This is a genomic window from Crossiella sp. NPDC003009, assembly GCF_053591555.1.
Map to the genome: position 1 here is coordinate 234,077 of NZ_JBSFUA010000003.1, position 22,170 is coordinate 256,246.

Consider the following 22,170-nt stretch of genomic DNA (forward strand, 5'->3'; position numbering starts at 1 on the left):
GGGACGCCCCACCAGGAGCGCCCCGTCGAATCACACCGAGATGGACCAACTGCTCAAGGTCCCGGTATCCCCAGGCCCGTTGTCCCCGATCCGCAACGTCCAGTTCCCCCCAGCCTGCTCCGAGGTCCGCACCGTAAAGGTCCGAGCCCCCGGAAACGCATGGCACTCAAACCCACCGGCCCGGTGCAGCGAGTAGTACCGCCCAGAAGGCCCCACCAGGTTGATGTTCAAGTCCTCCTGACAAGTGTGCGAGGCATTAACCACCACAGTCACCGGCACCACAGCACTCCCGCTGGCCGTAGACCGCACCGGACTGACCGCCACCGCGAAGTCCCGGATCGGATAAGCGTTGGCATTGCTGAAGGTCCGGGCCCCCGCATCCCCCTTGGCCGTCCGAGCCGTCACCGCCGCACTGGCCCCCGACCGGTTCCCCGCCGCATCCCGAGCCCGCACCACAAACGAGTACTCGGTATCCGCGGCCAACCCGGAAACAGTCGCCGAGGTCCCCTCAACACTGGCGACCACCGTCTCGCCCCGGTACACGTCGTACCCACTCACCCCAACGTTGTCAGTAGCCGCGTCCCACGCGAGCCCCACGGTGGAGGCGGTGCTGCCGGTTGCCCGCAGGTTCCCCGGCACCGAAGGCGCCTCCGTGTCCCCGCTGCTCCCGCCCGTCACCAACGTCAGGTTCCACTTCTTCAGCGCCTCACCCACCGGCTGGAAGATCGACTGGTTGTCGGCACCGCCCGGCTCACAAGACGACTGCCCACCCGAGTGCAGCCCCACCGCCTTGTCCCCCACCAGCCAGCCCCCGCCAGAGTCCCCACCCTTGGAACAAGCAGTGGTCGTGGCCAACCCCTCGATGACCAGGTTCCCGTAGTTGATCGTCTGATTGACCGCGGTCACCCGCCCGCACTGCCACTTGGACGTATTCCCCGAGTGACATACCGTCTGGTTGACCACAGGCTCCACAACACCCGCCACAGTGACAGCCGCCCCACCCCAGGTGTTCACCGACGCGGAGAGCCCCCATCCAGGCTCAGTGACCGCGACAACCCCCATATCCCCTTCCCGCGCATTAACGCTACGCGAGCCCCCCACATTCGAGGTGCCAACCCGATTCTGCTGACCAGACTGCCCATAAGCAGCCTGATTGACATCATTGGTGCAGTGACCAGCGGTCAGAAAATGCTTTCCACCAGCGGAATCCGTAGCGCCAAACCCAACAGAGCAGTTGTTCTCACTCCCCGGCCACCAGGGATTCCCCGTCCGCGCCTCCCCACCCTGCTGCACCGGCGCGGAAACGTCCACCACAACCCGCACCGCCTCGCCGAGCTCGCGGATGCGCTCGACGACGCCCCGGTCAGCCGTGCCCACGGTCCGCACCACCACCTGCGCGCTGACCGGATCAATCCCCCAGGAGGTGACCCCAGTAGGCCCAGCAGCCAACTGCCCAACCCGCAGGACCAACCCATCGAGCTGAGCCCGGCTACGCCCCATCACCTGAGCCCGATCCCCGGCCCGCCGAACCTGAACAGCGGTGGCCTCATCCGCCACGGACACCACAATCTGCCCATTAGCCGGATCGATCCACTTGCCAATGACACCGCCAGGCTCAGCCGAAGCAGAAACCGGAAAAGCCAACAAAAGCAAAACCGCAGGGATAACCGCCCTCATCGCAGGGCTCCTCTCAAAGCAGGGAGCCCAAAGCTAGAACGCAACCACAAACAACCGGCAGACCAAAACCGCGTTAACAGTTAACCAACGAGGATTAACCGTTAACACCTGTGGACAACCTGTGGATAACCCCACCACGCGACCACCACGCAACCACGCTGGTCCGGCACCGCTCGCACCGTGGGGGTCCGGGGGGCTCGGCCCCCGGGTCAAAGACCACCGAAAAGTGCGAAGCCCCCTGCGGGCAAGCAGGGGGCTCCCATTTCGGTGGCCAGGGGCGGGGTCGAACCGCCGACCTACCGCTTTTCAGGCGGTCGCTCGTACCAACTGAGCTACCTGGCCGAAAGGGGTCCGCTCCACGGAGCGAACCCCTTCGCGCGACCCAGACGGGACTCGAACCCGCGACCTCCGCCGTGACAGGGCGGCGCGCTAACCAACTGCGCCACTGGGCCTTGCTGTACTGCCGTCTTGCTGTGTTGCCGTACCCCCAACGGGATTCGAACCCGCGCTACCGCCTTGAAAGGGCGGCGTCCTAGGCCACTAGACGATGGGGGCCAGGATGCTTCTGACTCAGTGAATCAGAACTTCTCCCGCACCTCCAACGGCTTTCCGTTGGGAGCATGGATAGCTTAGGGGGCCGGGGGCGGAAGTTCCAAATCGGGGGTCCTGAAACGCTCCTACCAGCCCCAACAGCTCCCAGCCGACCGCGGCCAGCGATCAAGTCCGGCCCGCTGACAAGCCAAACTCACCCATCCGAGCCCAGAACCCCGGATGGAGCAGCGGCCACCGAACCCTTGTGAGTTCCGCCACTGCCCCATCCGCCAGTTCACGGGGTCGGCAGCGCCAGCATCAGTTCCTGGAACTCGGCCAGCTCGGCCTCGGACAGCGTGGCCGCCAGGGTCCCGCCCATCGCCTCGTCGGTCAGGTCCTCGGCCTGGCGCCAGCGGCGCGGCAGGTCGGGCTTGGCCTGGGTGGCGGCGATCAGCGCGTCGGCCTCCTCCTCCTGCCAGGCCAGCCTGGTCATGATCTGCTTGCCGCTCTCCGGGTTGACCGCGAGCGCCTCGTCGATGCCGATGCCGCAGGCGCGCAGCGCGCAGAAGTGCAGGCCGCCGCGGTACTCGCGCAGCAGGTTGAGCGAGTGCGCGAGCCGGGCCGGGGCGTCCTCTGGCCGGGTGGCCTCGCGCCAGCCCGCGAACAGCGGCAGGTTGCCGGCGTCGGCGGCGTCACTGACCTGGAACAGCAGTTCGGCGGTGCGCTCGGCCGCAGGGACCTCGGCCAGGGCTTCCCGGCCCCACTCCCAGCAGGCCGCGGAGTAGGCGGCGACCGCGGCCTTGGCCGGCAGCAGCTGGGTGACCTGGGGGATCACCGCGTGCATCAGCCACTTCGGGAAAATCCCGTACAGCTCGGCGACCACGGTGGACGAGGGGTCGCCGAGCACCGCGGCGCGACCGCGGAAGTACAGGCCGCCCCTGGGTAGTTCGAGCGCCTTGGTGTGCGCGTTCATCTGGGGCGAGGTCATGAAGACCCCGCCGAGCTTCACCAGCGGTTTCCGGGTCGCCGCTGCGACCTCGGCCGGACTGGTCACGTGATGCCTCCTCAGCCCCCGAACCCGGGGGCGGTTTTCCAGTCGGTCAGCCACTCCTCGGTGGCGATGGCAGGCAGCAGCACTCGCCACGCCTGCTCCATCCGGGTGACGTAGTCCGCGTACCCGGTGAGGGCCGCGGCGATCTCCCGGTTACCAGCGAACACGGCGTTGAGCACTCGCGCCACTGCCACCGGGTCGGCACCGGGCCGCAGCAGGCCTTCTTCCCGCGCCCGCTCCAGCAGCGCGGTCAGCAGGGACTCCCAGTTCAGGTACTGCGGGCGCAGGCCGGAGGCGTGCACCTCGGGGTCGGTGGACAGGCGCACGCCCGCGCGAACAATGGGGTCGTTGGAGATCAGCTCGACGGCCTGGGTGGTGGAGCCGATCAGCGTGCGCAGGGCGTCCAGGTCGCGTTCGTCCCAGCCGCGGGTGAGCTCCGGCCAGATCGCCTGCTCGGCCTCCATGATGGCCGCGGCCAGCCCGATCTTGGACGGGAAGTGGAAGTAGAAGGCCCCTTTGGACACGCCGCTGCGCTCCAGGATGAGGCTGAGCGGGACGGCGGCATAGCCGAGCCGGTCGAACTCGGACGCGGCGGCGACCATGATCGATTCTCGGGTTACCTGGGCCCTGGACTGCTGGGGCATGACGGCTCCGGTGATCACTTGCGGTACCGCAAGCTACCGCCTCGGACGGCCCGCGCACAGCCTTCCACCACCGGGTGAGGCGAGGTCACGCTGTGCTGTCCGCGACACCGTGAAACTGATCCATTGCCGGATAACCCGACCGCTCGGTATGTTCCGGCCAGGCAGCCCGAGGCGGGCGCCGGGGGGTGTGCGTCTCGGGGGTCCGGGACGTGGCTTCTCGGCCACGTCCCGGCCCAGCCCAATCGTTTGTCGCGAAGCGCCCCTACCGGCGCACCGGCGGGATGCCGTCCTCCTCACTGGGCACGAGTCCCAGCATGTCAAGCAGCATGCGGCAGTCCTCGGCGTCTAAAGCGCCACGGGCCACGGCCATGCGCGCCCTGTGCACCTGTTCCGCGGAGATCCGGGATGGTTCTCCGTTCCGCGGCAGCGGCACCCCGCTGCCCTTGGCAACCGTGTCGTCCTGCTCCCACAGGTACTTCCGCACCTCGAGCGACCCGTGCATGGCGCCTCCCCGACGTTGGCTTCGCAGGCAGGCTAGCTACTGGCTCTCGCCCTCACAGCCCCCCGCAGAGTGATTCATCCAGAACCCTGTGTAATCAACGGTTGGCAATCTGTCCCTTGACAGGACAAGCGTTCTGTGAGCCGGAGCACCCCATGTGGATTTACCCCTACCCCCTAGGGGTATGCTTCGATCATGGCCGAGGAGCACAGCCACCCGTACAGCAAGCGCAAGGACGCCCACCTGCGCCGACTCCGTCGAGTCGAGGGGCAGGTCCGCGGACTTCAGCGGATGGTCGACGACGACACCTACTGCATCGACGTGCTGACCCAGGTGTCCGCGGCGACCAGGGCGCTCCAGGCATTCGCCCTCGAACTGCTCGAGGAGCACATGGCCGGCTGCGTGGTCGAGGCCGCGCGCACCAGCGACGAGGCCGCCCAGGCCAAGGTCCGCGAGGCCGCGGACGCGATCGCCCGCCTGGTCAAGTCGTAGCGAACAACTCGCCGCCGCCAGCCGTACCAAGACATACAGAACCGAAGGAGCACGCATGTCCGTCAGCGCCACCTACACCGTCACCGGCATGACCTGCCAGCACTGCGTCAGCTCGGTGACCGAGGAGCTGTCCGAGGTCGCCGGGGTCACCGGCGTGACCGTGGACCTGCCCACCGGCGCGGTGACCGTCACCAGCGAGCGCGAGCTGGCCGAGGCGGAGGTCAAGGCCGCGGTGACCGAGGCCGGTTACCAGCTCGCGAGCTGATTTTTCGAGCAGGACAGCGGAGGGGAGCGGTTGTGACCACCACGGAGGCCGGTCAGCGGGTCGAGCTGGCCATCGGCGGGATGACCTGCGCGGCCTGCGCCGGGCGGATCGAACGCAAGCTGAACAAGCTCGACGGCGTGACCGCCACGGTCAACTTCGCCACCGAGAAGGCTACCGTGGCCTATCCGGACGGCCTGGACGTGGACACGCTGGTGGCCACGGTGCGGACCGCCGGGTACACCGCGACCCCGCCACAACCGTCCACTGTGGACGATGTGGCCGATGCGCCGGAGGACACCGACGAGCGGGCCGAGGAACTGAAGGCGCGCTTCGTGATCGCCGCGCTGCTCGGCCTGCCCGTGGTGCTGCTCTCGATGATCCCGGCGCTGCAGTTCCCGTTCTGGCAGTGGGTCGCGCTGGCGCTGACCTCGCCGGTGGTGCTGGTCTGCGGCTGGCCGTTCCACCGCACCGCCGCGGTGAACCTGCGGCACGGCGCGACCACGATGGACACCCTGGTCTCCATGGGCGTCGCGGTGGCCTACCTGTGGTCGGTGTACGCGCTGGTCTGGGGCGGCGCCGGGATGCCGGGCATGGTGCACGAGTTCAGCCTGCTGCCGCGCGAGTCGACCACCGCGGACATCTACCTGGAGGTCGCCGCCGGGGTGACCGTGTTCCTGTTGCTGGGCCGCTGGCTGGAGGCCAGGTCGAAGCGGCGCAGCGGGGCCGCGTTGCGCGCGCTGCTGGCCTTGGGGGCCAAGGACGTCGCGGTGCTGGAGGACGGCCGCGAGCGCCGGGTTCCGGTGGAGTCGCTGGCCGTGGGCACGCGGTTCGTGGTGCGGCCGGGCGAGAAGGTGGCCACCGACGGGGTGGTCGAGGAGGGCACCTCGGCGCTGGACCGGTCGATGCTGACCGGGGAGTCGGTGCCGGCGGAGGTCGGGCCGGGCGCCCAGGTGGCGGGCGGCACGGTGAACGCGGGCGGGCGGCTGGTGGTGCGCGCCACCAGGGTCGGCGCGGACACCCAGCTGGCCCAGATGGCCCGGCTGGTCGAGCAGGCGCAGGCGGGCAAGGCGCAGGTGCAGCGGCTGGCCGACCGGGTCTCGGCGGTGTTCGTGCCGGTGGTGCTGCTGGTCGCGGTGGCCACGCTGGCCTTCTGGCTGCTGTGGGGCGCGGGCGCGTCCTTCGCGCTGACCGCGGCGGTGGCCGTGCTGGTGATCGCCTGCCCGTGCGCGCTCGGGCTGGCCACGCCGACCGCGCTGCTGGTGGGCACCGGCCGGGGCGCGCAGCTGGGCATCCTGGTGAAGGGGCCGGAGGTGCTGGAGTCCACCCGCCGGGTCGACACCATCGTGCTGGACAAGACCGGCACGGTGACCACCGGCGTGATGACGCTGGCCGGGGCGGTGCCGGCCGAGGGCTTCGACCGGGCCGAGCTGCTGCGGCTGGCCGGGGCGGTGGAGGCGGCCTCGGAGCACCCGATCGCGCGGGCCATCGCCGAAGGCGCGAGCGCGGAGGCAGGCGAGCTGCCCGCGGTGACCGAGTTCGCCAACAACGAGGGCCTCGGCGTGCAGGGGCAGGTGGCCGGACGGGCCGTGCTGGTCGGCAGGCCGCGGCTGCTCGCCGAGCGCGGGGTCGAGCTGTCCGCCGAGCTGGCCGAGGCGGTGCGGGTGGCCGAGGCCTCGGGCCGCACCGTGGTGGCCGCGGCGGTGGACGGCGCGGCGGCCGGGCTGCTGATGGTCGCCGACACGGTGAAGCCGACCAGCGCCGAGGCGGTGCGCAGGCTGCGCGAGCTCGGGCTGCGGCCGGTGCTGCTGACCGGGGACAACGCCACGGTGGCCGCCGCGGTGGCGGCCGAGGTGGGCATCCCGGCCGAGGACGTGATCGCCGAGGTGCTGCCCGCGGGCAAGGTGGCCGCGGTGCGCGGGCTGCAGGAGCAGGGCCGGGTGGTGGCCATGGTCGGCGACGGGGTGAACGACGCGCCCGCGCTGGCAGCCGCTGACCTGGGGCTTTCCCTGGGCACGGGCACCGATGTGGCCATCGAGGCCGGTGACCTGACCCTGGTCCGGGGGGACCTGCGGGTGGCCGCGGACGCGATCCGGCTGTCCCGGCGCACCCTGGGCACCATCAAGGGCAACCTGTTCTGGGCCTTCGCCTACAACGTGGCAGGTTTGCCACTGGCCGCGGCCGGGGTACTCAACCCGATGCTGGCCGGCGCGGCGATGGCGTTCTCCAGTGTGTTCGTGGTCACAAACAGCTTGCGCTTGCGGAAGTTCCGGTCTTGGGCGGAGTGAGATCGCATTTACTCCACACTGTGTCCAAACCTGGACACCAAGTGTTCATAACGCCGTTTTGGTGAATAAGTACGCGCGATAAACAAAGAAAATCGACGACATCACTGGGCACCGACGAGTGAGCATGCAACAATCACTTTGCTGACACACCCCCGGTCAGCGCCTGTGGAGATCCCCTCCGGCCCCCGTGCTCCTCCCCCTGGCGCGGGGGCCTCTCCATGTCAATAGGCCGTTCGCGGCGTTACACACTGACGGGTAACTCACAAGCCTCGAACTTCCTTCATCAGTTCGTTACCGTGTTCGCCGTGCTTCTCAGTCGATCGAAGAACGGCCGTCATCGCCCGGCTCCGGCAGCCGAGACCGAACTTCTCGCCCCCGACGCGGAGTTGGACAACTACCTCGCCGCCCTCGCTCCCGAGGCCGACGTGGAGACCACGGCCACCGGCCGCCGCTTCGGCAACGCCGAAGTTCACCAGCTCCGCCTGAGCCTGATCGCGAACGAGCAGCTCCGCGAGCTCGCCGCGCAGCGTCAGACCTCCCCGATGGCGCTGGCCCAGGAGTGGGTCATGCAGCGCCTGGACTGGGAGTTCCGCCAGCAGGCGCACTGAAACCTCTTGTGGCGCGCTGAGCATCCCGAGCCTCAGCGCGCCGCGACCGCCCTGGTCGCAGGCACCAACCGCACCACGTCGTCGCCAGCGGCTGTCTCTCCGAGCAGTCCGGCCTGGTAGGCCAGGGCCACCGCGTGCGCCCGGTCCCGCGCGTCGAGCTTGCGCAGCATCCGCCGGACGTGGGTCTTCACCGTCTCCTCGGAGACCTCGAGCCGGTGCGCGATGTTCTTCGCGGTGAGCCCGTCCGCGATCAGCCGCAGCACCTCGAACTCCCGCTTGGACAGCGCGGGCCCGTTGCCCCGCTGGGCGCCGACGACCCGGCCGGGCGCGAGCAGCGGGGCCAGCGAGGGCTCCACGTACAGCCCCAGCTCCACCGCCTGGCAGATCGCCTCCGGGAGCCGGGCCGGGTCCAGTTCGCGCGGCAGGAAGCCCTTGGCGCCGCTGCGCCGGGCCACCTCCACCTCACCGGCCAGCCGCGCGCCGGGGCGGAACAGGGTCACCACCGCCAGGTTCGGCTGCATCCCGGCCAGCATCCGGCACAGGTGCGCGCCGGGGTCCAGCTCGGAGTCGATGAGCAGCACGTTGGGCTGGGCCGCCCGGCAGAGCTGCACGGCGCTGCCCGGCGAGCTGGCCGCGCCCACCCACTGCACCCTGGGGTCGCGACCGAGGACCGCGGCGACGCCGTGCTGGAACAGCGGCACGGAGTCGATCTGGGCGACCCGGTACGCGCCGACCCGAGCCCTCAAGCCGGCGGCGCGTGCACGCAGTGTCACTGGATCCACGGCGGTCCCCTTTCGACGTCTTGCCTTCTTGGAGTCGCCTCACACCCGATCGTGACGCCACCTATGAAGGTAGTCGGGTTCGACGCGGGGTTCTGACGTTGGAACCAGCACTTCCAGCCACTCGTTGTCACTCGATTGGAGGACAAAACCGACCTTCTGGTCTGTCTTCGGACAAGCGAACGTTCGGCGCAGCGTGGCTGCAACATTCGGCCTAGTTTGTGTCCGGTTTCGCTGCGTGGTCAACTAATTACGCTGTGACCCTGGAGGTGCCCATGACTACGCGGCGTGCACTGTTGACCGGCCTGGCCGGACTGGCGGGTGCGGCGTTCACCGGCGCGGGCACGGCCCTTGCCGCGCCCCGGCAGCCGCCGGCCGAACTGGCCCCGCCGGGCCGGGACGACCTGAAGGTGCGGATCCGGACCAGGGCGGAGTGGGGCGCGGACGAGAAGCTGCGCTTCGGGCCGAAGGGTGAGCTGTGGCCGCCGACGTTCAGCCCGGTGCAGTGCCTGACCGTGCACCACTCGGCGATCGGGGTGGACGGCGACCGGGACGCGGCGGTGCGCTCGATCTACCACGGGCACACCGTGGGCAACGCCTGGGGCGACATCGGCTACCACCTGCTGATCGACCCGGAGGGCGTGCTCTACCAGGGCAGGCACACCGGCGGCGTGGCGGTGTTCGGCGCGATGCAGGCCAACGGCAGGGCGACGGAGGCGGTGACCGCGGGGCACGTGCGCGGCCGCAACCCCGGCAACATCGGCATCTGCCTGCTCGGCGACTTCACCGGCGGCCTGCCCGCCCCGGGGGCGTGGAGCACGCTGACCAGGACGCTGGCCGCGCTGACCCTGCTCTGCGGGCTGGACCCGCTGGCCAAGCTGACCTACGTCAACACCGAGGACGGGCAGCGCTACGAGGGGCCGGTGCTGGCCAGGCACCGGGACTGGGTGTCCACGCAGTGCCCTGGCAACCTCTTCGCGGAGACCTTTGAGCCGGTGCGGCTCGAGGTGGCCAGGCTGCGCGGCGCACGGCGGCGCTAGCGGGGATCGGGGCAACCCTTGCCTGCCCAGTCCGCGCTGTGCTCGAAGTGCCACCACTCGCGGGCGATGGTGCGGCACAGGCCCCACTTGCTGCCGTAGCGCTCCAGCCACTTCGCGCCGGACTGCGGCTTCACATCCACCGCGGTGCCCTTGACGTGCGCGGACTCCTCCGGCGGCAGCACCCACTTGCGCGCCTCGGCCGCCGAGCCGCGCTTCTTGATCTCCGCGCGGTACAGCCTGCGCTGCTCGGCCGCGGTGCGCCGGGCCGACTTCACGAAGATGTCCACGCCGTCGGCCCGCGCCGCGCAGCGGGCGGCCTGGAAGGCGTCCCGCATCGCGGGCTCCAGCCGGTCCGGCTCCAGCTCGCTGGGCACTTCCAGGCGCTCGGCCTGCTGCGGCTCGAAGATGCAGTTCGGGTTGTTCTCGGTGGTCTTGCCGGTGCTGCTGCCCGTGGTCAGGCCGAGCAGCTGACCGCCGGGGTGAGCGGGCGAGGGCAGCCCGTAGACCACGAAGCCGGTCACCAGCAGCAGTGCGACGCTCAGGCCGGCCACTCCGGTCCAGGTGCGGAACCGGCGGCGGGGCTGGGTTCCGGGCACCGGGATGGGTGCGGTCGGCGCGTCCAGGTAGTGGGTCTGGTTGCGCATGCCACTCACGGTCGGCGCTGGATGTCCCCGGCTGGTCCGCGCCTTGTCATGGTTCTGCTACAGCAGTCGCACCAGGTCGGCGGCGGTGTCCTCGGGGGCCAATAATCGGTGCCATGCCGAGGGTGCTGTTGATCGAGGACGACCATGCCGTGCGCGAGGGCCTGCAACTGGCCCTGCGCAGGCAGGGCTACACCGTGGACGCGGCGGCCACCGGCGAGCTCGGCCTGGACGCGCTGCGCGCGCAGGTGCCGGACATCGTGGTGCTGGACCTGATGCTGCCGGGCATCGACGGCTTCGAGGTGTGCCGCCGGATCAGGGCAGGCGGCGAGGTGCCGATCATCATGCTGACCGCGCGCAGCGACGATATGGACATCGTCGGCGGGCTGGAGGCGGGCGCGGACGACTACGTGGTCAAGCCGGTGCAGCCCAGGGTGCTGGACGCCCGGATCAGGGCGGTGCTGCGGCGCGGGGCCAGCGAGCAGACCAGCAAGGAGCGGCACGGGTCGCTGGAGATCGACCGGCAGGCGCTGGTGGTGGTCAAGGGCGACAGGCAGGTCGGGCTGACCCCGACCGAGCTGCGGCTGCTGCTGGAGCTGTCCGCCTCGCCCGGCCAGGTGTTCAGCCGCCAGCAGCTGTTGCAGGCGGTGTGGGAGCACGACTACCTCGGTGACTCGCGGCTGGTGGACGCGTGCGTGCAGCGGCTGCGGGCCAAGATCGAGGACCGGCCGGCCAGCCCGGTGTACGTGCAGACCGTGCGCGGTTTCGGCTACCGGTTCGGCCCGGTATGAGCCGCCTGATCGACTCGCTGCCCACCTGGGCCCGCGGCCTGCGCGCGCGGCTGGTGTTCGCCTTCCTGGCCGTGGCCGCGCTCGGCGCGGCGGCCGCGGCGGGGGCCAGCTACGTCTCGGCGCGCACCACGGTGCTCAAGTACGCCCAGGACCAGGTCATGAAGGCCACCAGGGACGCGGTGAGCCAGTTCGCGCCCGAGCTCAGCTTCCCGCCGACCCAGGCCACCCTGGACCAGCTGGTCAGCAAGCTCCCGGACAGCGCGGCGGTGGTGACCTACCGGGACCTGCGGTCGCGCCCGCTGGGGTACCGGCTGGAGGACATCCCGGCCGAGCTGCGGACCGCGGTGCGGACCAGGGGCACCCTGGTGTTCCAGCGGGGCACCTCTGGCAGCTCGCCCATGTTCTACGTCGGCATGCCGGTGCTGACCAAGCGAGCGGGTGGTGAGCTGGAGCCCTCCGGCATAGAGGTCTACCTGGCGCGGGGCCTTGGCGGACCCTCGGACCAGATCAGCGACCTGGCCCAGACCGCGTGGCAGACCAGTCTGCTGGCGCTGCCGCTGGCCGCGCTGCTGGCGCTGCTGGCCGCGCGCGGGGTGCTGCGGCCGGTGCGCGAGCTGCGCGGGGCGACCCGGCGGCTGGCCGGTGGCGACCTGGGCGCGCGGCTGGAGGTCAAGGGCTCGGACGAGCTGGCCGACCTGGCGCACACCTTCAACGACACCGCGGCCACGCTGGACCGGACGGTGACCGGGTTGCAACGGATGGAGGCGGACGCGCGGCGGTTCGTGGCCGACGTCTCGCACGAGCTGCGCACCCCGCTGGCCGCGATGACCGCGGTGACCGACGTGCTGGACGAGGAAGCGGAGAACCTGCCCGAGGACGCGCAGATCGCGGCCAGGCTGGTCGGCCAGGAGACCCGCAAGCTGGCCAGGATGGTGGAGGACCTGATCGAGATCTCCCGGTTCGACGCGGGCGCGGCCAGGCTGGTGCTGACCGAGGTGGACGTGGCCGAGGCGGTGCGCAACACGCTGCGCGCCAGGGGCTGGACGGACCAGGTGACCACCGAGCTGCCCGAGGGTGTGCGGGTCAAGCTGGACGCCAGGCGGCTGGACGTGATCGTGGCCAACCTGGTCGGCAACGCGCTGCGGCACGGGCAGCCGCCGGTGGTGGCCACGCTGACCGCGAGCCCGCAGTGGATCGAGCTGACCGTCACCGACCACGGGTCCGGGCTGCCGGAGGCGGTGCTGCCGCAGGTGTTCGCCCGCTTCTACAAGGCCGACTCGGCCCGGTCCCGGTCCGAGGGCAGCGGGCTCGGGCTGGCCATCGCCTGGGAGAACGCGCAGCTGCACTACGGCACCATCGAGGCGGCCAACGCGCCGCACGGCGGGGCCAGGTTCACCCTGCGGCTGCCCCGGCTGGCCAGGGGCGTGGAGGAGGGTGGTCCGCGGTGAAGCGGCTGGTGACGGTGCTGCTGGGGGTGGCGCTGCTGGCCGGGTGCGGGGTGCGGCCCACCCCACCGGTGGGCGGCGGGGACGCACCGCGCGGGGTGGCCGAGGGGCCGACCCTGTACTTCCTGCGCGGCGGCAGCCTGGTGCCGGTGGTGCGCAAGATCGGCAAGCTGGGCGACTACCCGACCGCGCTGCGCGAGCTGTTCTACGGGATCGCCGAGGACGATCCGCCCGGCTTGACCAGCGCGCTGCCCACGGGCGGGTTCGGCGAGCTGACCGCGGGGGTGACCCAGCGCAACACCGTCGAGGTGCGGGTGCTCAGGGGCGACGGGCGGCCGCTGACGCTGTCCGGGGCGGCACTCGACCAGATCGCGTGCACCGTCTCCGCCCGGCACCTGGCCGCGGACCGGGTGTACAGCGTGGAGTCGGTGATCGTGAACGAGGTGCCGCGGCGCTGTCCGATTGGGGTTTAGGTGATCGTGCCGCGCAGGGCGAGCACGTCCAGCTGGTCGCGGGAGGAGTTGAGCCTGCGGGTCCAGGAGGTGGCCAGCTCGGCGATCTCCTCAGGGCTCAGGTAGGCGGCCTCGGTGAGCTGCCAGCCGGCGGTGGCGTAGGCCTTGGCCAGCACCTCGGTGGCCGACTCCGGGGTGGGCTCGGCGGTGTCGCCGACCTCGGGCACCGGCGGGCGCCAGGCGTGCAGGTTCAGCGTGACCAGGAAGTCCGCGCCGGGGCGGCAGCAGGCGGCCAGCCCGCGCAGCACCGCGCCCTCGGTGTCCAGCACGCCGCGCAGCAGGCTGCCCCAGGGCATCAGCACGTGCAGCTCGTCGATCTCGCGCAGCTCCGGCGGCAGCGACTCGGCGGCGTGCCAGAGGTAGACCAGGTTGGGCAGACCGCCCTTGGCCGGTTTGGCCGCCGCCTTGCCCGCGGTCTTGCGCAGGTTGTCCGGGGCCGCGTCCAGGCCGATGACCAGCTGGTCGGGATGCTTGCGAGCCAGGTGCAGCGGGTGCTTGCCGTCGCCGGTGCCCACGTCGAGCAGGACCGAGGTGTACTGGGCGCGGAGCTCGGCGAACTGCTCCGCGGTCAGGTCGACGACCTGCTTGCCGGTTACGCGACGCACCTCAGGAGCCTAGATCCTTCAGTTGTTGGACCGCGTCGTAGGCGGTGCGGCGGGTGAAGCCGGGCAGCTCGGCCAGGGTCTGGGCGAGGCTCTTGGCCGGCACGCCTTGGGCAAGCAGGCCGGTGATCAGCTTGTGTAGCAACGGGTCCAGGCCCTGGCTGAAGACCGGGTCGAGGCAGAGCCAGAACTCGCCGCGGGCGGGCAGCGGGAGGGTGTCCAGCTCGCCCCAGCGCGGGCGCTCGCTCTCGGCGTAGGGCTCGGTGGCCACGGCGAGGGTGCGGGTGCCGCGGTCGCGGGCGGCGGCGAGCACCTTGGCCGCGGTGTCGGCGGCGACGCGGATGACCACCTTGGCGTCCAGGGGGGCGGCGCGCAGGGTGTCGGCGGGTTTGCGGGACAGCACGGTGAGGTGCAGCGGGGCGGCGGACGGGGAGGCGGCCGCGGCGGCCAGGCCGGGGGGCAGGCCGATGACCTCGGTGGGGCCGCCGAGCAGGTGGCGGGCGGTGCGGCCGGGGAGGTCCTCGGTGGCCAGGACGAGGATGCGGCCGGTGACGCCGGCGGTCACGGCGCGCGCGGGGGCGGCAGCGGTCATCCGGGCGAGCAGGGACCGTGCGCCGGAGTCTTCGGCGAACACCATGTCGGCAGCGGCCAGTTCGGCGCTCAGGCGCGGGCTGGGGCCGGTGGCGTGGCACAGGACCACCGTGCCGGGATCGTCCACAGCGGACACCTCGACCAGGACCTCGGTGGCCGGGTCGGTCAGCCGGGCGGTCAGGTCGCGGGGCAGGTCGGCCGCGGACAGGTCGGCGTCGGTGGCCAGGGTGCCAGGCAGGCGGAGGTGGCTGCGGCGGATGACGGCCGGGCCGCCGGGAACCCAGTTCGGGTTGCCGACGGCCCGGACGGTCGCGCTGTGCCCACCCGCGCTGATCCGCAGCTGCACCGGACCGGCCAGCGGGCCGCCCTCGGTCACCGCGCCGACGCCGAGCACGCAGGTGGCGCGGGCGGTCAGCTCGGTGTCCGGGGTCAGCTCCCACGTCTTGTCGTGGGTGGCCCTGATCTCCGGGTGGCCGGTGGCGCGGATGGTGGTCATCCCGCCCAGTGTGCCCGGTCAGGCGAAGCTGAACGCGCCCCGGTCCAGGGTGACGCCGCCCTCCTTGGTCTCGGTGCGGAAGGCCACCTCGGTGCCCTCGGCCCAGGCGTGCACGATCAGCTCCTGGCCGGGCAGCACCGGGGCGGTGAACCGGCCGAAGATCCGGCGCACCCTGCTGACCTCGCCGCCGCAGAAGTGGCCGGTGAGCAGCCGGGCGGTGATGCCGTAGGTGCACAGGCCGTGCAGGATCGGCCGCGGGAACCCGCCCCGCCCGGCGAAGGCGGGGTCGGAGTGCAGCGGGTTGTGGTCGCAGCCGCCCAGCCGGTACAGCAGGGCCTGGCTGGGCGCGGTCTGGAAGGTGAGCACCGCGTCCGGCTCGCGCGCCGGCGGCGCCCAGTCCTCCGACGGACCGCGTTCGCCGCCGAACCCGCCCTGGCCGCGGACGAACACCGAGGACATGGTGGACAGCAGCGGTTCGCCGTTGATCGTGCTGCCCTCGGTCTTGGCCACCACCAGGGCGCCCTTGCCCTTGTCGAAGACGTCGGTGACCGTGCGGCGCAGGCTCATCCGGCCCTCGGCGGGCAGCGGCCGGTGCAGCACCAGCTCCTGCTCGGCGTGCACCAGCAGCGCCGGGTCGAAGTCGCCGAAGGACTGCGCGGGGCCGCTGAACTGGGCCAGCACCACGCCGAAGGTGGGCAGCACCTGCTGCCGCACTCCGGCGGTGTTCTCGGTGGTGTAGGCCAGTTCCGCCAACGGGTCCTCGGCGCCCGCGCCGACGCCGAGCGCGTACAGCAACGCCTCCTCCGCCGTCCAGCTGCGTTCCCACGGGCCGACTGCGCGGCCCACCGCGGACAGGTCGATCGGCAACTTCTCGCTCCCCTCAGCCGAGTGCGCCACGCACGTTCGCGTGGCCCTTCAACAGGTTCCGGGCGATGGTGCGGCGCTGGATCTCGTCGGTGCCCTCGTAGATGCGCAGCAGGCGCAGCTCGCGGTACCAGCGCTCCAGCGGGAGTTCCTTGGTGTAGCCCATGCCGCCGTGGATCTGCAGCATGCGGTCGACGATCTCGTTGGCCTTGATGCCGCCGTAGAGCTTCGCCATGGACTGACCCTGCCGGGAATCCAGGCCCGCGTCCACCTGCCAGGCGGCGGTGAGCACCAGCCAGCGCAGCGCCTCGATCTCTACCGCGGAGTCGGCCAGCATCCACTGGATGGCCTGCCGCTCGGCCAGCAGCTCGCCGAAGGTCTCCCTGGTGCGCGCGTAGTCCAGGCCGAACTCGACCAGCCGGACGCAGGCGCCCAGCGCGCGGGCGGGCAGCAGGTAGCGGCCGCGGCCGATCCAGCTCATGGCCAGCGCGAAGCCCTGCCCGACCTCGCCGAGCACGTTCTCCTCGGGCACCCGGACGTTGTCGAAGACCAGCGCGGCCGGTCCCCACTCGCCCATGGTGGCGATCGGCTCGGACTTCCAGCCCATGTCCCGGTCCACCAGGAAGCAGGTGACGCCACCGTTGGCGCCCTTCTCCTTGTCGGTGACCGCGAAGACCATCACGAAGTCGGCGTCGTTGCCCCTGGTGATGAAGGTCTTCTCACCGTTGATGACCCACTCGTCGCCGTCCTTGACCGCGCTGGTCCTGATCGCCTTGGCGTCGGAGCCCGCGCCCGGCTCGGTGATGGCGAAGCAGGAGGTCCGGTCACCGGCGATGGTGGGCAGCAGGTACTTCTCCCGCTGCGCCTCGTTGCCGGAGTAGAGGATGTTGTCGGCCTCGCCGCCGAAGTGGAAGGGCACGAAGCTGTAGCCCAGCTCGCCCTCCACCAGCGCGGTCATCACCGCGCCCATGCCCATGCCGCCGTAGGCCTCCGGGGTCTGGATGCCCCAGAACCCGGCCGCCTTGGCCTTGAGCTGCAACTCGCGCAGCTCGTCCTTGGTGATGCCCGGCTGGCCGAGGCGTTCCCTGCGGAGCACCTCCGGCTCCAGCGGGATGAGCTCCTTGCGGACGAAGTTGCGCACCCAGTCCCGGATGTCGCGTTCGGTGTCGTTGAGGGAGAAGTCCATTGCGCTGCTTGCCTTTCTAGCGGCCACCGTCGACGTAGAGGATCTGACCGTTGATGAACGAGGAGTCCTCGCTGACCAGGAAGGCCACCGTGTTCGCGATGTCCTCGGGCTTGCCGGTGCGGCGCACCGAGATCTGCTCGGCGGCGGCCTTCTTGAACTGCTCGAAGTCCATCCCGATCCGGGCCGCGGTGGCCGCGGTCATGTCGGTCTCGATGAAGCCGGGGGCGATGGCGTTGACGTTGACACCGAACGGGCCCAGCTCGATGGCCAGGGTCTTGGTGAAGCCCTGCAGGCCGGCCTTGGCCGCGGCGTAGTTGGCCTGGCCCCGGTTGCCGAGCGCGGAGGTGCTGGACAGGTTGACGATCTTGCCGAACTGCTGCTGCACCATGTGCTTCTGCGCGATCTGGCTGCACAGGAAGGCGCCGCGCAGGTGCACCGACATGACCGTGTCCCAGTCCTCGTCGGTCATCTTGAACAGCAGGTTGTCCCTGGTCACCCCGGCGTTGTTGACCAGGATGTGCAGCCCGCCCAGCTCGGCGACCACCCGGTCGAAGGCCAAGGTGACCTGCTCGCGGCTGGTCACGTCGCAGCCGATGCCCACCGCCCTGCCACCGGCCTCGGTGATCGCCTTGACCGTCTCGGCGGTGGCCGCCTCGTCCAGGTCGATCACCGCGACCGCGGCGCCGCGCTCGGCCAGCGTGCGGGCGGTGGCCGCGCCGATCCCGCGTGCCGAGCCGGTCACCACCGCGACGCGTCCGTCCAGAGTTCCCACGAGTTTCCCTTTCCTCACTTGACCTTGCCGGTGGCCACCCACTGGCGGAGCTCGCGCTTGAGCACCTTGTGGCTCGGGCCAACGGGCAGTTCCTCGACCACGACGACTCGTCGCGGATACTTGTGGTGGCCAAGGCGTTCCCTGGTCCAGGCGATCACCTCGTCCTGGGTGACCTGCTGTCCCGGCTTGGGCACCACCACGGCGCAGACCTCCTCACCGCTGCGCTCATCCGGCAGGCCGATCACCGAGACCTCGGCGATGGCGGGGTGCCGGATGAGCATCTCCTCGACCTCGCGCGGGTAGACGTTGAACCCGCTGCGGATGATCAGGTCCTTCTTGCGGTCCACCACCGAGAGGTAGCCCTCGGCGTCCTTGACCCCGATGTCGCCGGTGCGGAACCAGCCGTCCACCATGGCCGCCTCGGTGGCCGCCGGGTCGTCGAGGTAGCCGGCGAAGACGTTGTGGCCCCTGATGACGATCTCGCCGGTCTGCCCGGCTGGCAGGAACTCGTTCCGCTCGTCGATGGCCGGGTCCGCGACCTCCACCTCGACGCCCCAGATCGGATGGCCGACGGTGCCCGGCCGCGCGCCGAAGACCGGCTGGTTGACGGTGGCCGTCGGTGAGGTCTCGGACAGGCCGTAGCCCTCCAGGATCTCGGTGCCGAAGCGCTCCTGGAAGGCCTCCAGCACGGCCACCGGCAGCGGCGCCCCGCCGGAGGTGCAGCCGCGCAGCTGGGGCACCTCGGCCTGGCCCTCGCTGACCTCCAGCAGCCGCAGGAACATGGTGGGCACGCCCAGGAAGATCGACACCTGGTGCCCGCGCATCAGCTCCAGCGCCTCGGCGGCGTCGAAGCGGGGTTGCAGCAGCAGGGTGGCGCCGACCCGGAAGCCGGAGTTCATCGCGCTGGACTGGCCGAAGATGTGGAACAGCGGCAGGCAGCCCAGGATCACATCGCCCGCCGCCAGCTTGTCCACGTCGAAGGCGGCCACGGTGGCGTTCATGACCAGGTTGAGGTGGGTGAGCACGGCGCCCTTGGGGCGGCCGGTGGTGCCGGAGGTGTAGAAGACCACCGCCGGGTCCTCCGCGGCGCGGGTGCGGAAAGTGGGCAGTGGCTCGGTGGCCGCGGCCAGCTCGGTCAGCGAGGGGTGCTCGGGGGTGGCCGGGCCGAGCGTGCGCAGCTCGACCCCGGCGGCCTTGGCGGCGGGCGCGCCGAGGGGCAGCTGGGAGACGTGGCAGAGCACCAGCTTGGCCTTGGCGTGCGAGATCAGGTAGGTGGCCTCATCCGGCACCAGCAGCAGCGGGATCGGCACCACCACCGCGCCGGCGGCCAGCACGCCGAAGTAGGACTCGACGAAGCCGATCACGTTGGGGGCCACGATCGCGACCCGGTCGCCCTCCCGGATGCCCAGCTCGCGCAGGGCCGCGGCGTGCCGCCTGGCCCGCTCCCAGAGCTCCGGGTAGGTGAGCTGCTGATCGCCCTGGATGAGGGCGACCCGTTCGCGGTGCAGCCGCGCCGACTCCGCGAGGACCATCGCCAGCGAGAGAGTCATCCGGCCTCCGTGACTTCATCGTCGTGGGTGCTGACCCGGAAAACTAACCGTGTTAGTTTTCATCGAGGCTAGGACGGCGGTGAGCGCACGGCAAGACCGCGGCGCGAAGTCGAGCGAGACTCATCCACGAGGAGCAACGGTGCCCAGACCCCCAGCCCCGCTGCTGTCGGTCGACCGGATCCGGACGGCCGCGCTGGAGATCATCGACCAGCACGGGCTGGAGGCGCTGACCATGCGCAGGCTGGCCCACCACATCGGCGTGCAGGCCGCCTCGCTGTACAACCACGTGCGCACCAAGGAGCAGCTGTTGCACGACGTGGCCAACGAGCTGGCCACCGAGGTGGACACCTCCGCCTTCGGCCGCTGCGACTGGCGGGAAGCGCTGACCATCTACCTGCGCTCCTACCGGTCCGTGCTGGCCCGCCACCCCAACATCGTGCCGCTGCTCTCGGCAGGGCCCGGCCGCCGCGAGTCCGGCCTGAAGCTGGCCGACGCGGTGCACGGCGGCCTGGTCTCCGCGGGCTGGCCGCCCAAGTACGCCACCATGATCGGCGCGGCCACCAAGTACCTGGTCTTCGGCGCGGCCATGGGCTCGTTCTCCCAGGGCTTCGACGACGACGAGCAGCTCTACGCCGAGCGCTACCCGAACCTGGCCCAGGCGCACCTGCTGCGCGGCCGGGCCGAGATCGACACCGAGGCCTTCGAGCTGGCCCTACGCGTGATGCTGGACGGGCTGACGAACCTGTGGGAAAGCCTGGAGCACCCCGACGGCCAGCAGCGCGACCAGCCCGCCGGTGACCATGGTGACCGAGACTGAGCTCGCGTCCACCAGCACGCCACCGAGCAGCGCGCCGGTGGACAGGGTGGCCTGGAAGGCCGAGGTGAACAGCACGGTCGCCGCCTCCGGCGCATCCGGCGCGGATTGGGCCAGCCAGGTCTGCGCGCAGGCGGGCACCGCGCCGTAGGCCAGTCCCCAGAGCACCAGCAGCGGCAGCTCCCAGCCGCCGAGCACCGGCAGCAGCACCGTGGCCAGCGCGATCATCCCGGCCGCCAGCGCGAACACCCGGCGCACCGAGGTGGCTGCCCAGGCCCCGGCGAGGAAGTTGCCGAGCACCCCGGCCAGGCCGTAGGCCAGCAGGTACGGCGTGGGACTGGCCTGGGTGGCCTGGTGCAGGAACGGGGTCACGTACGTGTAAGTGCCGAAGTGGGCGAGCACCACCAGGAAGGTCACCGCCAGCCCAAGCCGGGCACTCGGCAGGCGCAGCAGCCCGGCCAGCACCCGGGGACTGGTCGCCCGCTCGGCGGGCAGCGGCGGCAGGAACACCAGCAGCGCCAGCCACACCGCCGCGGTGAGCACCCCCAGCACCACGAACGCGGCCCGCCACCCGGCCAGCTCGCCGAGGAAGGTCCCGGCCGGCACACCGAGCACCGAGCCGAGCGGCACCGCCGCGAAGATCACCGCGGTGGCCGCACCCACCCGGTGCGCCGGCACCAGCCGCGGCGCCAGCCCGGCCCCGATGGACCAGAACCCGCCGATGACCACGCCGAGCAGCACCCGGGAGAGCAGCATCAGCCAGTAGCCGGGCGCCACCGCGGCGAGGAAGTTCGCCACCGCCAGCAGCAGCGCCAGCGCGCCCAGCATCCGCCGCCGGTCCAGCCGCGCGGTGGCCACCGTGACCAGCGGCGCGGCCAGCGCGGCCAGGAAACCGGGCATGGTCATCATCAGGCCCGCGGTGCCCGGCGAGATACCGAAGGTCGCGCCGATAGGGGTGAGCAGGCCGATGGGCAGGATCTCGGTGGTGACGATGGCGAAGATGCCCAGCATGACGGAGACGACCGCGGGCCAGCGGGAGTGAACGGACATGCGGCCAGCCCAGCAGTCCGGGGCGGCCCCGGTCTCGCGAGATCGCGACCAGGCAGTGGGCTCAGCCCTCGGCCAGCTCCTTGAGGCCGGCCAGGGTCTGGTCGATGTTGCGCTTGTTGCGGGCCGCGCGGTCCTTGACGCCGACGATGCGGTTGAACAGCCACTTGATCACCGGGTTGCGCAGGTCGACGAAGGACTCGGTGACCCGGCAGCCGGTGTCGGTGGGCTCGAAGGTCCAGGCCCAGTCGGCGACCCGGATCGGCCCGGCGGTGACGCGGTAGGCGAACGCGCGACCGGGGTCGGCCTTGGTGACCCGGCAGGTGGTGGACCACTTGGCCTTGCCGACCTCGTTGTGGCCGCGGAAGCGGGCGCCGACCACGGGACCGGTGGCCGGGGGCGACCAGTCGGCGGCGCGGCACTCCCTGGTGAACCGGTGCTGGTTCGGCACGTCGGACACCAGGGCGTAGACCGCGGCCGGGGTGGCCGCGATGTCGGTGGTGCCTGCGATCTGCTCGGTCATGTGGTGCCTCCGCTGGACGGGGGTTGGCCGGGACCGCGCGCGCGGCGGACCCGGCCAGTGCGCCGTCAGTAAATCGGATAGGCCCTGCCGAGAGCCATGGCGATGGCCAAGGTGTCCTCGACGACCCGGTACTCGTGAATCAGCCCGGCCCGCACGGAAAGGCTCACCGCGAAATCCTGGGCGAATACGCGACCGGTTCCGGTGGCCCGGTATCGGCCGCCGCCGAAGACCACCGCATCATCACCGTCGACCAGGACCTTTCGCACGGTCACCGCGTGGAACTCCAACCGGTGGAACAGCGCCAGGAAGAACGCCTCGATTTCCCGGCGGCCGTGGGACCGCACCGGCCAGGGATCTCCTGGGATTTCCGAGGAATGGCACTGGGCGTCCACGTGGAACAACTGGGCGATACCCGCGGCGTCCTGCGCGCCGAACCGGGTGAGCAGTCGTTGCACCATTTCCAGG

Annotated in this window: 24 protein-coding genes and 3 tRNA genes; 9 read left to right on the forward strand and 18 right to left on the reverse strand. The window is 71.1% G+C overall.

Going from position 1 to position 22,170, the window contains the following annotated elements:
- Positions 1-30 precede the first annotated feature (30 nt).
- From ACWDY5_RS05165 to ACWDY5_RS05195, 7 genes are all read right to left on the reverse strand, one after another.
- On the reverse strand, positions 31-1,677 hold the full coding sequence (locus ACWDY5_RS05165; protein WP_449721027.1) for a proprotein convertase P-domain-containing protein: 1,647 nt from the start codon (positions 1,675-1,677) through the stop codon (positions 31-33).
- 268 nt (positions 1,678-1,945) lie between these two features.
- Positions 1,946-2,019 (reverse strand) — tRNA-Phe (locus ACWDY5_RS05170).
- 36 nt (positions 2,020-2,055) lie between these two features.
- Positions 2,056-2,129, reverse strand: a tRNA-Asp gene (locus ACWDY5_RS05175).
- 30 nt (positions 2,130-2,159) lie between these two features.
- Positions 2,160-2,232, reverse strand: a tRNA-Glu gene (locus tag ACWDY5_RS05180).
- 271 nt (positions 2,233-2,503) lie between these two features.
- Positions 2,504-3,262, reverse strand: a complete 759-nt coding sequence (locus ACWDY5_RS05185) for an SCO6745 family protein (RefSeq protein ID WP_449721028.1) — start codon at positions 3,260-3,262, stop codon at positions 2,504-2,506.
- 11 nt (positions 3,263-3,273) lie between these two features.
- Positions 3,274-3,903, reverse strand: a complete 630-nt coding sequence (locus ACWDY5_RS05190; protein ID WP_449721029.1) for a ScbR family autoregulator-binding transcription factor — start codon at positions 3,901-3,903, stop codon at positions 3,274-3,276.
- Positions 3,904-4,165: 262 nt separating this feature from the next.
- Positions 4,166-4,405, reverse strand: coding sequence for a hypothetical protein (locus ACWDY5_RS05195; protein WP_246492451.1), 240 nt, complete (start codon positions 4,403-4,405; stop codon positions 4,166-4,168).
- Positions 4,406-4,597: 192 nt separating this feature from the next.
- On the opposite strand from ACWDY5_RS05195, the gene ACWDY5_RS05200 reads away from it, so the two are divergent.
- From ACWDY5_RS05200 to ACWDY5_RS05215, 4 genes are all read left to right on the forward strand, one after another.
- Positions 4,598-4,894: a metal-sensitive transcriptional regulator gene (locus ACWDY5_RS05200; RefSeq protein ID WP_252483461.1), complete on the forward strand. Its 297-nt coding sequence runs from the start codon at positions 4,598-4,600 to the stop codon at positions 4,892-4,894.
- A 55-nt stretch (positions 4,895-4,949) separates the two neighbouring features.
- Positions 4,950-5,159, forward strand: coding sequence for a heavy-metal-associated domain-containing protein (locus ACWDY5_RS05205; protein ID WP_449721030.1), 210 nt, complete (start codon positions 4,950-4,952; stop codon positions 5,157-5,159).
- A gap of 80 nt (positions 5,160-5,239) precedes the next feature.
- The gene (locus ACWDY5_RS05210) at positions 5,240-7,444 is read left to right on the forward strand and encodes a heavy metal translocating P-type ATPase (protein ID WP_449721172.1); all 2,205 of its coding nucleotides are present in this window, start codon (positions 5,240-5,242) and stop codon (positions 7,442-7,444) included.
- Between the two features lie 305 nt (positions 7,445-7,749).
- On the forward strand, positions 7,750-8,052 hold the full coding sequence (locus ACWDY5_RS05215; RefSeq protein ID WP_247755390.1) for a hypothetical protein: 303 nt from the start codon (positions 7,750-7,752) through the stop codon (positions 8,050-8,052).
- Between the two features lie 32 nt (positions 8,053-8,084).
- On the opposite strand, the gene ACWDY5_RS05220 is transcribed toward ACWDY5_RS05215, so the two are convergent.
- Positions 8,085-8,834 carry a LuxR C-terminal-related transcriptional regulator gene (locus tag ACWDY5_RS05220; protein WP_449721031.1) on the reverse strand — a complete coding sequence of 250 codons (750 nt, stop codon included), beginning with the start codon at positions 8,832-8,834 and terminating at the stop codon, positions 8,085-8,087.
- 272 nt (positions 8,835-9,106) lie between these two features.
- Between ACWDY5_RS05220 and ACWDY5_RS05225 the strand changes: the two genes are divergently transcribed.
- Entirely contained in the window at positions 9,107-9,871 is a 765-nt protein-coding gene (locus tag ACWDY5_RS05225; protein WP_449721032.1) for a peptidoglycan recognition protein family protein, read from the forward strand.
- On the opposite strand, the gene ACWDY5_RS05230 is transcribed toward ACWDY5_RS05225, so the two are convergent.
- On the reverse strand, positions 9,868-10,515 hold the full coding sequence (locus ACWDY5_RS05230) for a M15 family metallopeptidase (protein ID WP_449721033.1): 648 nt from the start codon (positions 10,513-10,515) through the stop codon (positions 9,868-9,870). The genes ACWDY5_RS05225 and ACWDY5_RS05230 overlap by 4 nt on opposite strands.
- Positions 10,516-10,628: 113 nt before the next feature.
- Here ACWDY5_RS05230 and ACWDY5_RS05235 point away from each other — a divergent pair, with 113 nt between their 5' ends.
- From ACWDY5_RS05235 to ACWDY5_RS05245, 3 genes are read left to right on the forward strand one after another with little or no spacing between them, the layout of a single operon-like run.
- Complete coding sequence (locus ACWDY5_RS05235; RefSeq protein ID WP_449721034.1) at positions 10,629-11,303, forward strand: response regulator; 675 nt, start codon at positions 10,629-10,631, stop codon at positions 11,301-11,303.
- A complete protein-coding gene (locus ACWDY5_RS05240; protein ID WP_449721035.1) occupies positions 11,300-12,751 on the forward strand; it encodes a sensor histidine kinase in 1,452 nt (483 codons plus the stop codon). Before ACWDY5_RS05235 ends, ACWDY5_RS05240 begins: the two co-directional genes overlap by 4 nt.
- The gene (locus tag ACWDY5_RS05245; RefSeq protein WP_449721036.1) at positions 12,748-13,221 is read left to right on the forward strand and encodes a hypothetical protein; all 474 of its coding nucleotides are present in this window, start codon (positions 12,748-12,750) and stop codon (positions 13,219-13,221) included. Before ACWDY5_RS05240 ends, ACWDY5_RS05245 begins: the two co-directional genes overlap by 4 nt.
- Here ACWDY5_RS05245 and kamB read toward each other — a convergent pair.
- Genes kamB through ACWDY5_RS05275 form a run of 6 tightly spaced genes read right to left on the reverse strand, consistent with a single transcriptional unit; the run spans position 13,218 to position 19,321 of the window.
- On the reverse strand, positions 13,218-13,865 hold the full coding sequence (gene kamB, locus ACWDY5_RS05250; RefSeq protein WP_449721037.1) for a 16S rRNA (adenine(1408)-N(1))-methyltransferase KamB: 648 nt from the start codon (positions 13,863-13,865) through the stop codon (positions 13,218-13,220). The genes ACWDY5_RS05245 and kamB overlap by 4 nt on opposite strands.
- Position 13,866: 1 nt before the next feature.
- Positions 13,867-14,949 (reverse strand): DUF371 domain-containing protein, encoded by a 1,083-nt coding sequence (locus ACWDY5_RS05255; RefSeq protein WP_449721038.1) that lies wholly within the window; start codon positions 14,947-14,949, stop codon positions 13,867-13,869.
- 18 nt (positions 14,950-14,967) lie between these two features.
- Positions 14,968-15,816 (reverse strand): MaoC/PaaZ C-terminal domain-containing protein, encoded by an 849-nt coding sequence (locus tag ACWDY5_RS05260; protein ID WP_449721039.1) that lies wholly within the window; start codon positions 15,814-15,816, stop codon positions 14,968-14,970.
- A gap of 13 nt (positions 15,817-15,829) precedes the next feature.
- Entirely contained in the window at positions 15,830-16,999 is a 1,170-nt protein-coding gene (locus ACWDY5_RS05265) for an acyl-CoA dehydrogenase family protein (RefSeq protein WP_449721040.1), read from the reverse strand.
- Positions 17,000-17,015: 16 nt separating this feature from the next.
- Entirely contained in the window at positions 17,016-17,762 is a 747-nt protein-coding gene (locus ACWDY5_RS05270; RefSeq protein ID WP_449721173.1) for an SDR family NAD(P)-dependent oxidoreductase, read from the reverse strand.
- 23 nt (positions 17,763-17,785) lie between these two features.
- A complete protein-coding gene (locus tag ACWDY5_RS05275; RefSeq protein WP_449721041.1) occupies positions 17,786-19,321 on the reverse strand; it encodes a long-chain-fatty-acid--CoA ligase in 1,536 nt (511 codons plus the stop codon).
- A gap of 139 nt (positions 19,322-19,460) precedes the next feature.
- Between ACWDY5_RS05275 and ACWDY5_RS05280 the strand changes: the two genes are divergently transcribed.
- The gene (locus ACWDY5_RS05280; RefSeq protein WP_283661992.1) at positions 19,461-20,138 is read left to right on the forward strand and encodes a TetR/AcrR family transcriptional regulator; all 678 of its coding nucleotides are present in this window, start codon (positions 19,461-19,463) and stop codon (positions 20,136-20,138) included.
- Here ACWDY5_RS05280 and ACWDY5_RS05285 read toward each other — a convergent pair.
- From ACWDY5_RS05285 to ACWDY5_RS05295, 3 genes are all read right to left on the reverse strand, one after another.
- Entirely contained in the window at positions 20,034-21,185 is a 1,152-nt protein-coding gene (locus ACWDY5_RS05285) for an MFS transporter (RefSeq protein ID WP_449721042.1), read from the reverse strand. The genes ACWDY5_RS05280 and ACWDY5_RS05285 overlap by 105 nt on opposite strands.
- A 61-nt stretch (positions 21,186-21,246) precedes the next feature.
- Positions 21,247-21,705, reverse strand: a complete 459-nt coding sequence (locus ACWDY5_RS05290) for an SRPBCC family protein (protein WP_449721043.1) — start codon at positions 21,703-21,705, stop codon at positions 21,247-21,249.
- Positions 21,706-21,770: 65 nt separating this feature from the next.
- Positions 21,771-22,160: a nuclear transport factor 2 family protein gene (locus tag ACWDY5_RS05295; protein WP_252483479.1), complete on the reverse strand. Its 390-nt coding sequence runs from the start codon at positions 22,158-22,160 to the stop codon at positions 21,771-21,773.
- Between the last annotated feature and the right edge of the window lie 10 nt (positions 22,161-22,170).

What these genes read in the sequence shown, in the direction of transcription:
- ACWDY5_RS05165 (WP_449721027.1), bottom strand. Translation starts at nt 1,677, where the DNA reads ATGAGGGCGGTTATCCCTGCGGTTTTGCTTTTGTTGGCTTTTCCGGTT.
- ACWDY5_RS05190 (WP_449721029.1), bottom strand. Translation starts at nt 3,903, where the DNA reads ATGCCCCAGCAGTCCAGGGCCCAGGTAACCCGAGAATCGATCATGGTC.
- ACWDY5_RS05195 (WP_246492451.1), bottom strand. Translation starts at nt 4,405, where the DNA reads ATGCACGGGTCGCTCGAGGTGCGGAAGTACCTGTGGGAGCAGGACGAC.
- ACWDY5_RS05200 (WP_252483461.1), top strand. Translation starts at nt 4,598, where the DNA reads ATGGCCGAGGAGCACAGCCACCCGTACAGCAAGCGCAAGGACGCCCAC.
- ACWDY5_RS05205 (WP_449721030.1), top strand. Translation starts at nt 4,950, where the DNA reads ATGTCCGTCAGCGCCACCTACACCGTCACCGGCATGACCTGCCAGCAC.
- ACWDY5_RS05210 (WP_449721172.1), top strand. Translation starts at nt 5,240, where the DNA reads ATGACCTGCGCGGCCTGCGCCGGGCGGATCGAACGCAAGCTGAACAAG.
- ACWDY5_RS05225 (WP_449721032.1), top strand. Translation starts at nt 9,107, where the DNA reads ATGACTACGCGGCGTGCACTGTTGACCGGCCTGGCCGGACTGGCGGGT.
- ACWDY5_RS05230 (WP_449721033.1), bottom strand. Translation starts at nt 10,515, where the DNA reads ATGCGCAACCAGACCCACTACCTGGACGCGCCGACCGCACCCATCCCG.
- ACWDY5_RS05235 (WP_449721034.1), top strand. Translation starts at nt 10,629, where the DNA reads ATGCCGAGGGTGCTGTTGATCGAGGACGACCATGCCGTGCGCGAGGGC.
- ACWDY5_RS05240 (WP_449721035.1), top strand. Translation starts at nt 11,300, where the DNA reads ATGAGCCGCCTGATCGACTCGCTGCCCACCTGGGCCCGCGGCCTGCGC.
- ACWDY5_RS05255 (WP_449721038.1), bottom strand. Translation starts at nt 14,949, where the DNA reads ATGACCACCATCCGCGCCACCGGCCACCCGGAGATCAGGGCCACCCAC.
- ACWDY5_RS05265 (WP_449721040.1), bottom strand. Translation starts at nt 16,999, where the DNA reads ATGGACTTCTCCCTCAACGACACCGAACGCGACATCCGGGACTGGGTG.
- ACWDY5_RS05275 (WP_449721041.1), bottom strand. Translation starts at nt 19,321, where the DNA reads ATGACTCTCTCGCTGGCGATGGTCCTCGCGGAGTCGGCGCGGCTGCAC.
- ACWDY5_RS05285 (WP_449721042.1), bottom strand. Translation starts at nt 21,185, where the DNA reads ATGTCCGTTCACTCCCGCTGGCCCGCGGTCGTCTCCGTCATGCTGGGC.
- ACWDY5_RS05290 (WP_449721043.1), bottom strand. Translation starts at nt 21,705, where the DNA reads ATGACCGAGCAGATCGCAGGCACCACCGACATCGCGGCCACCCCGGCC.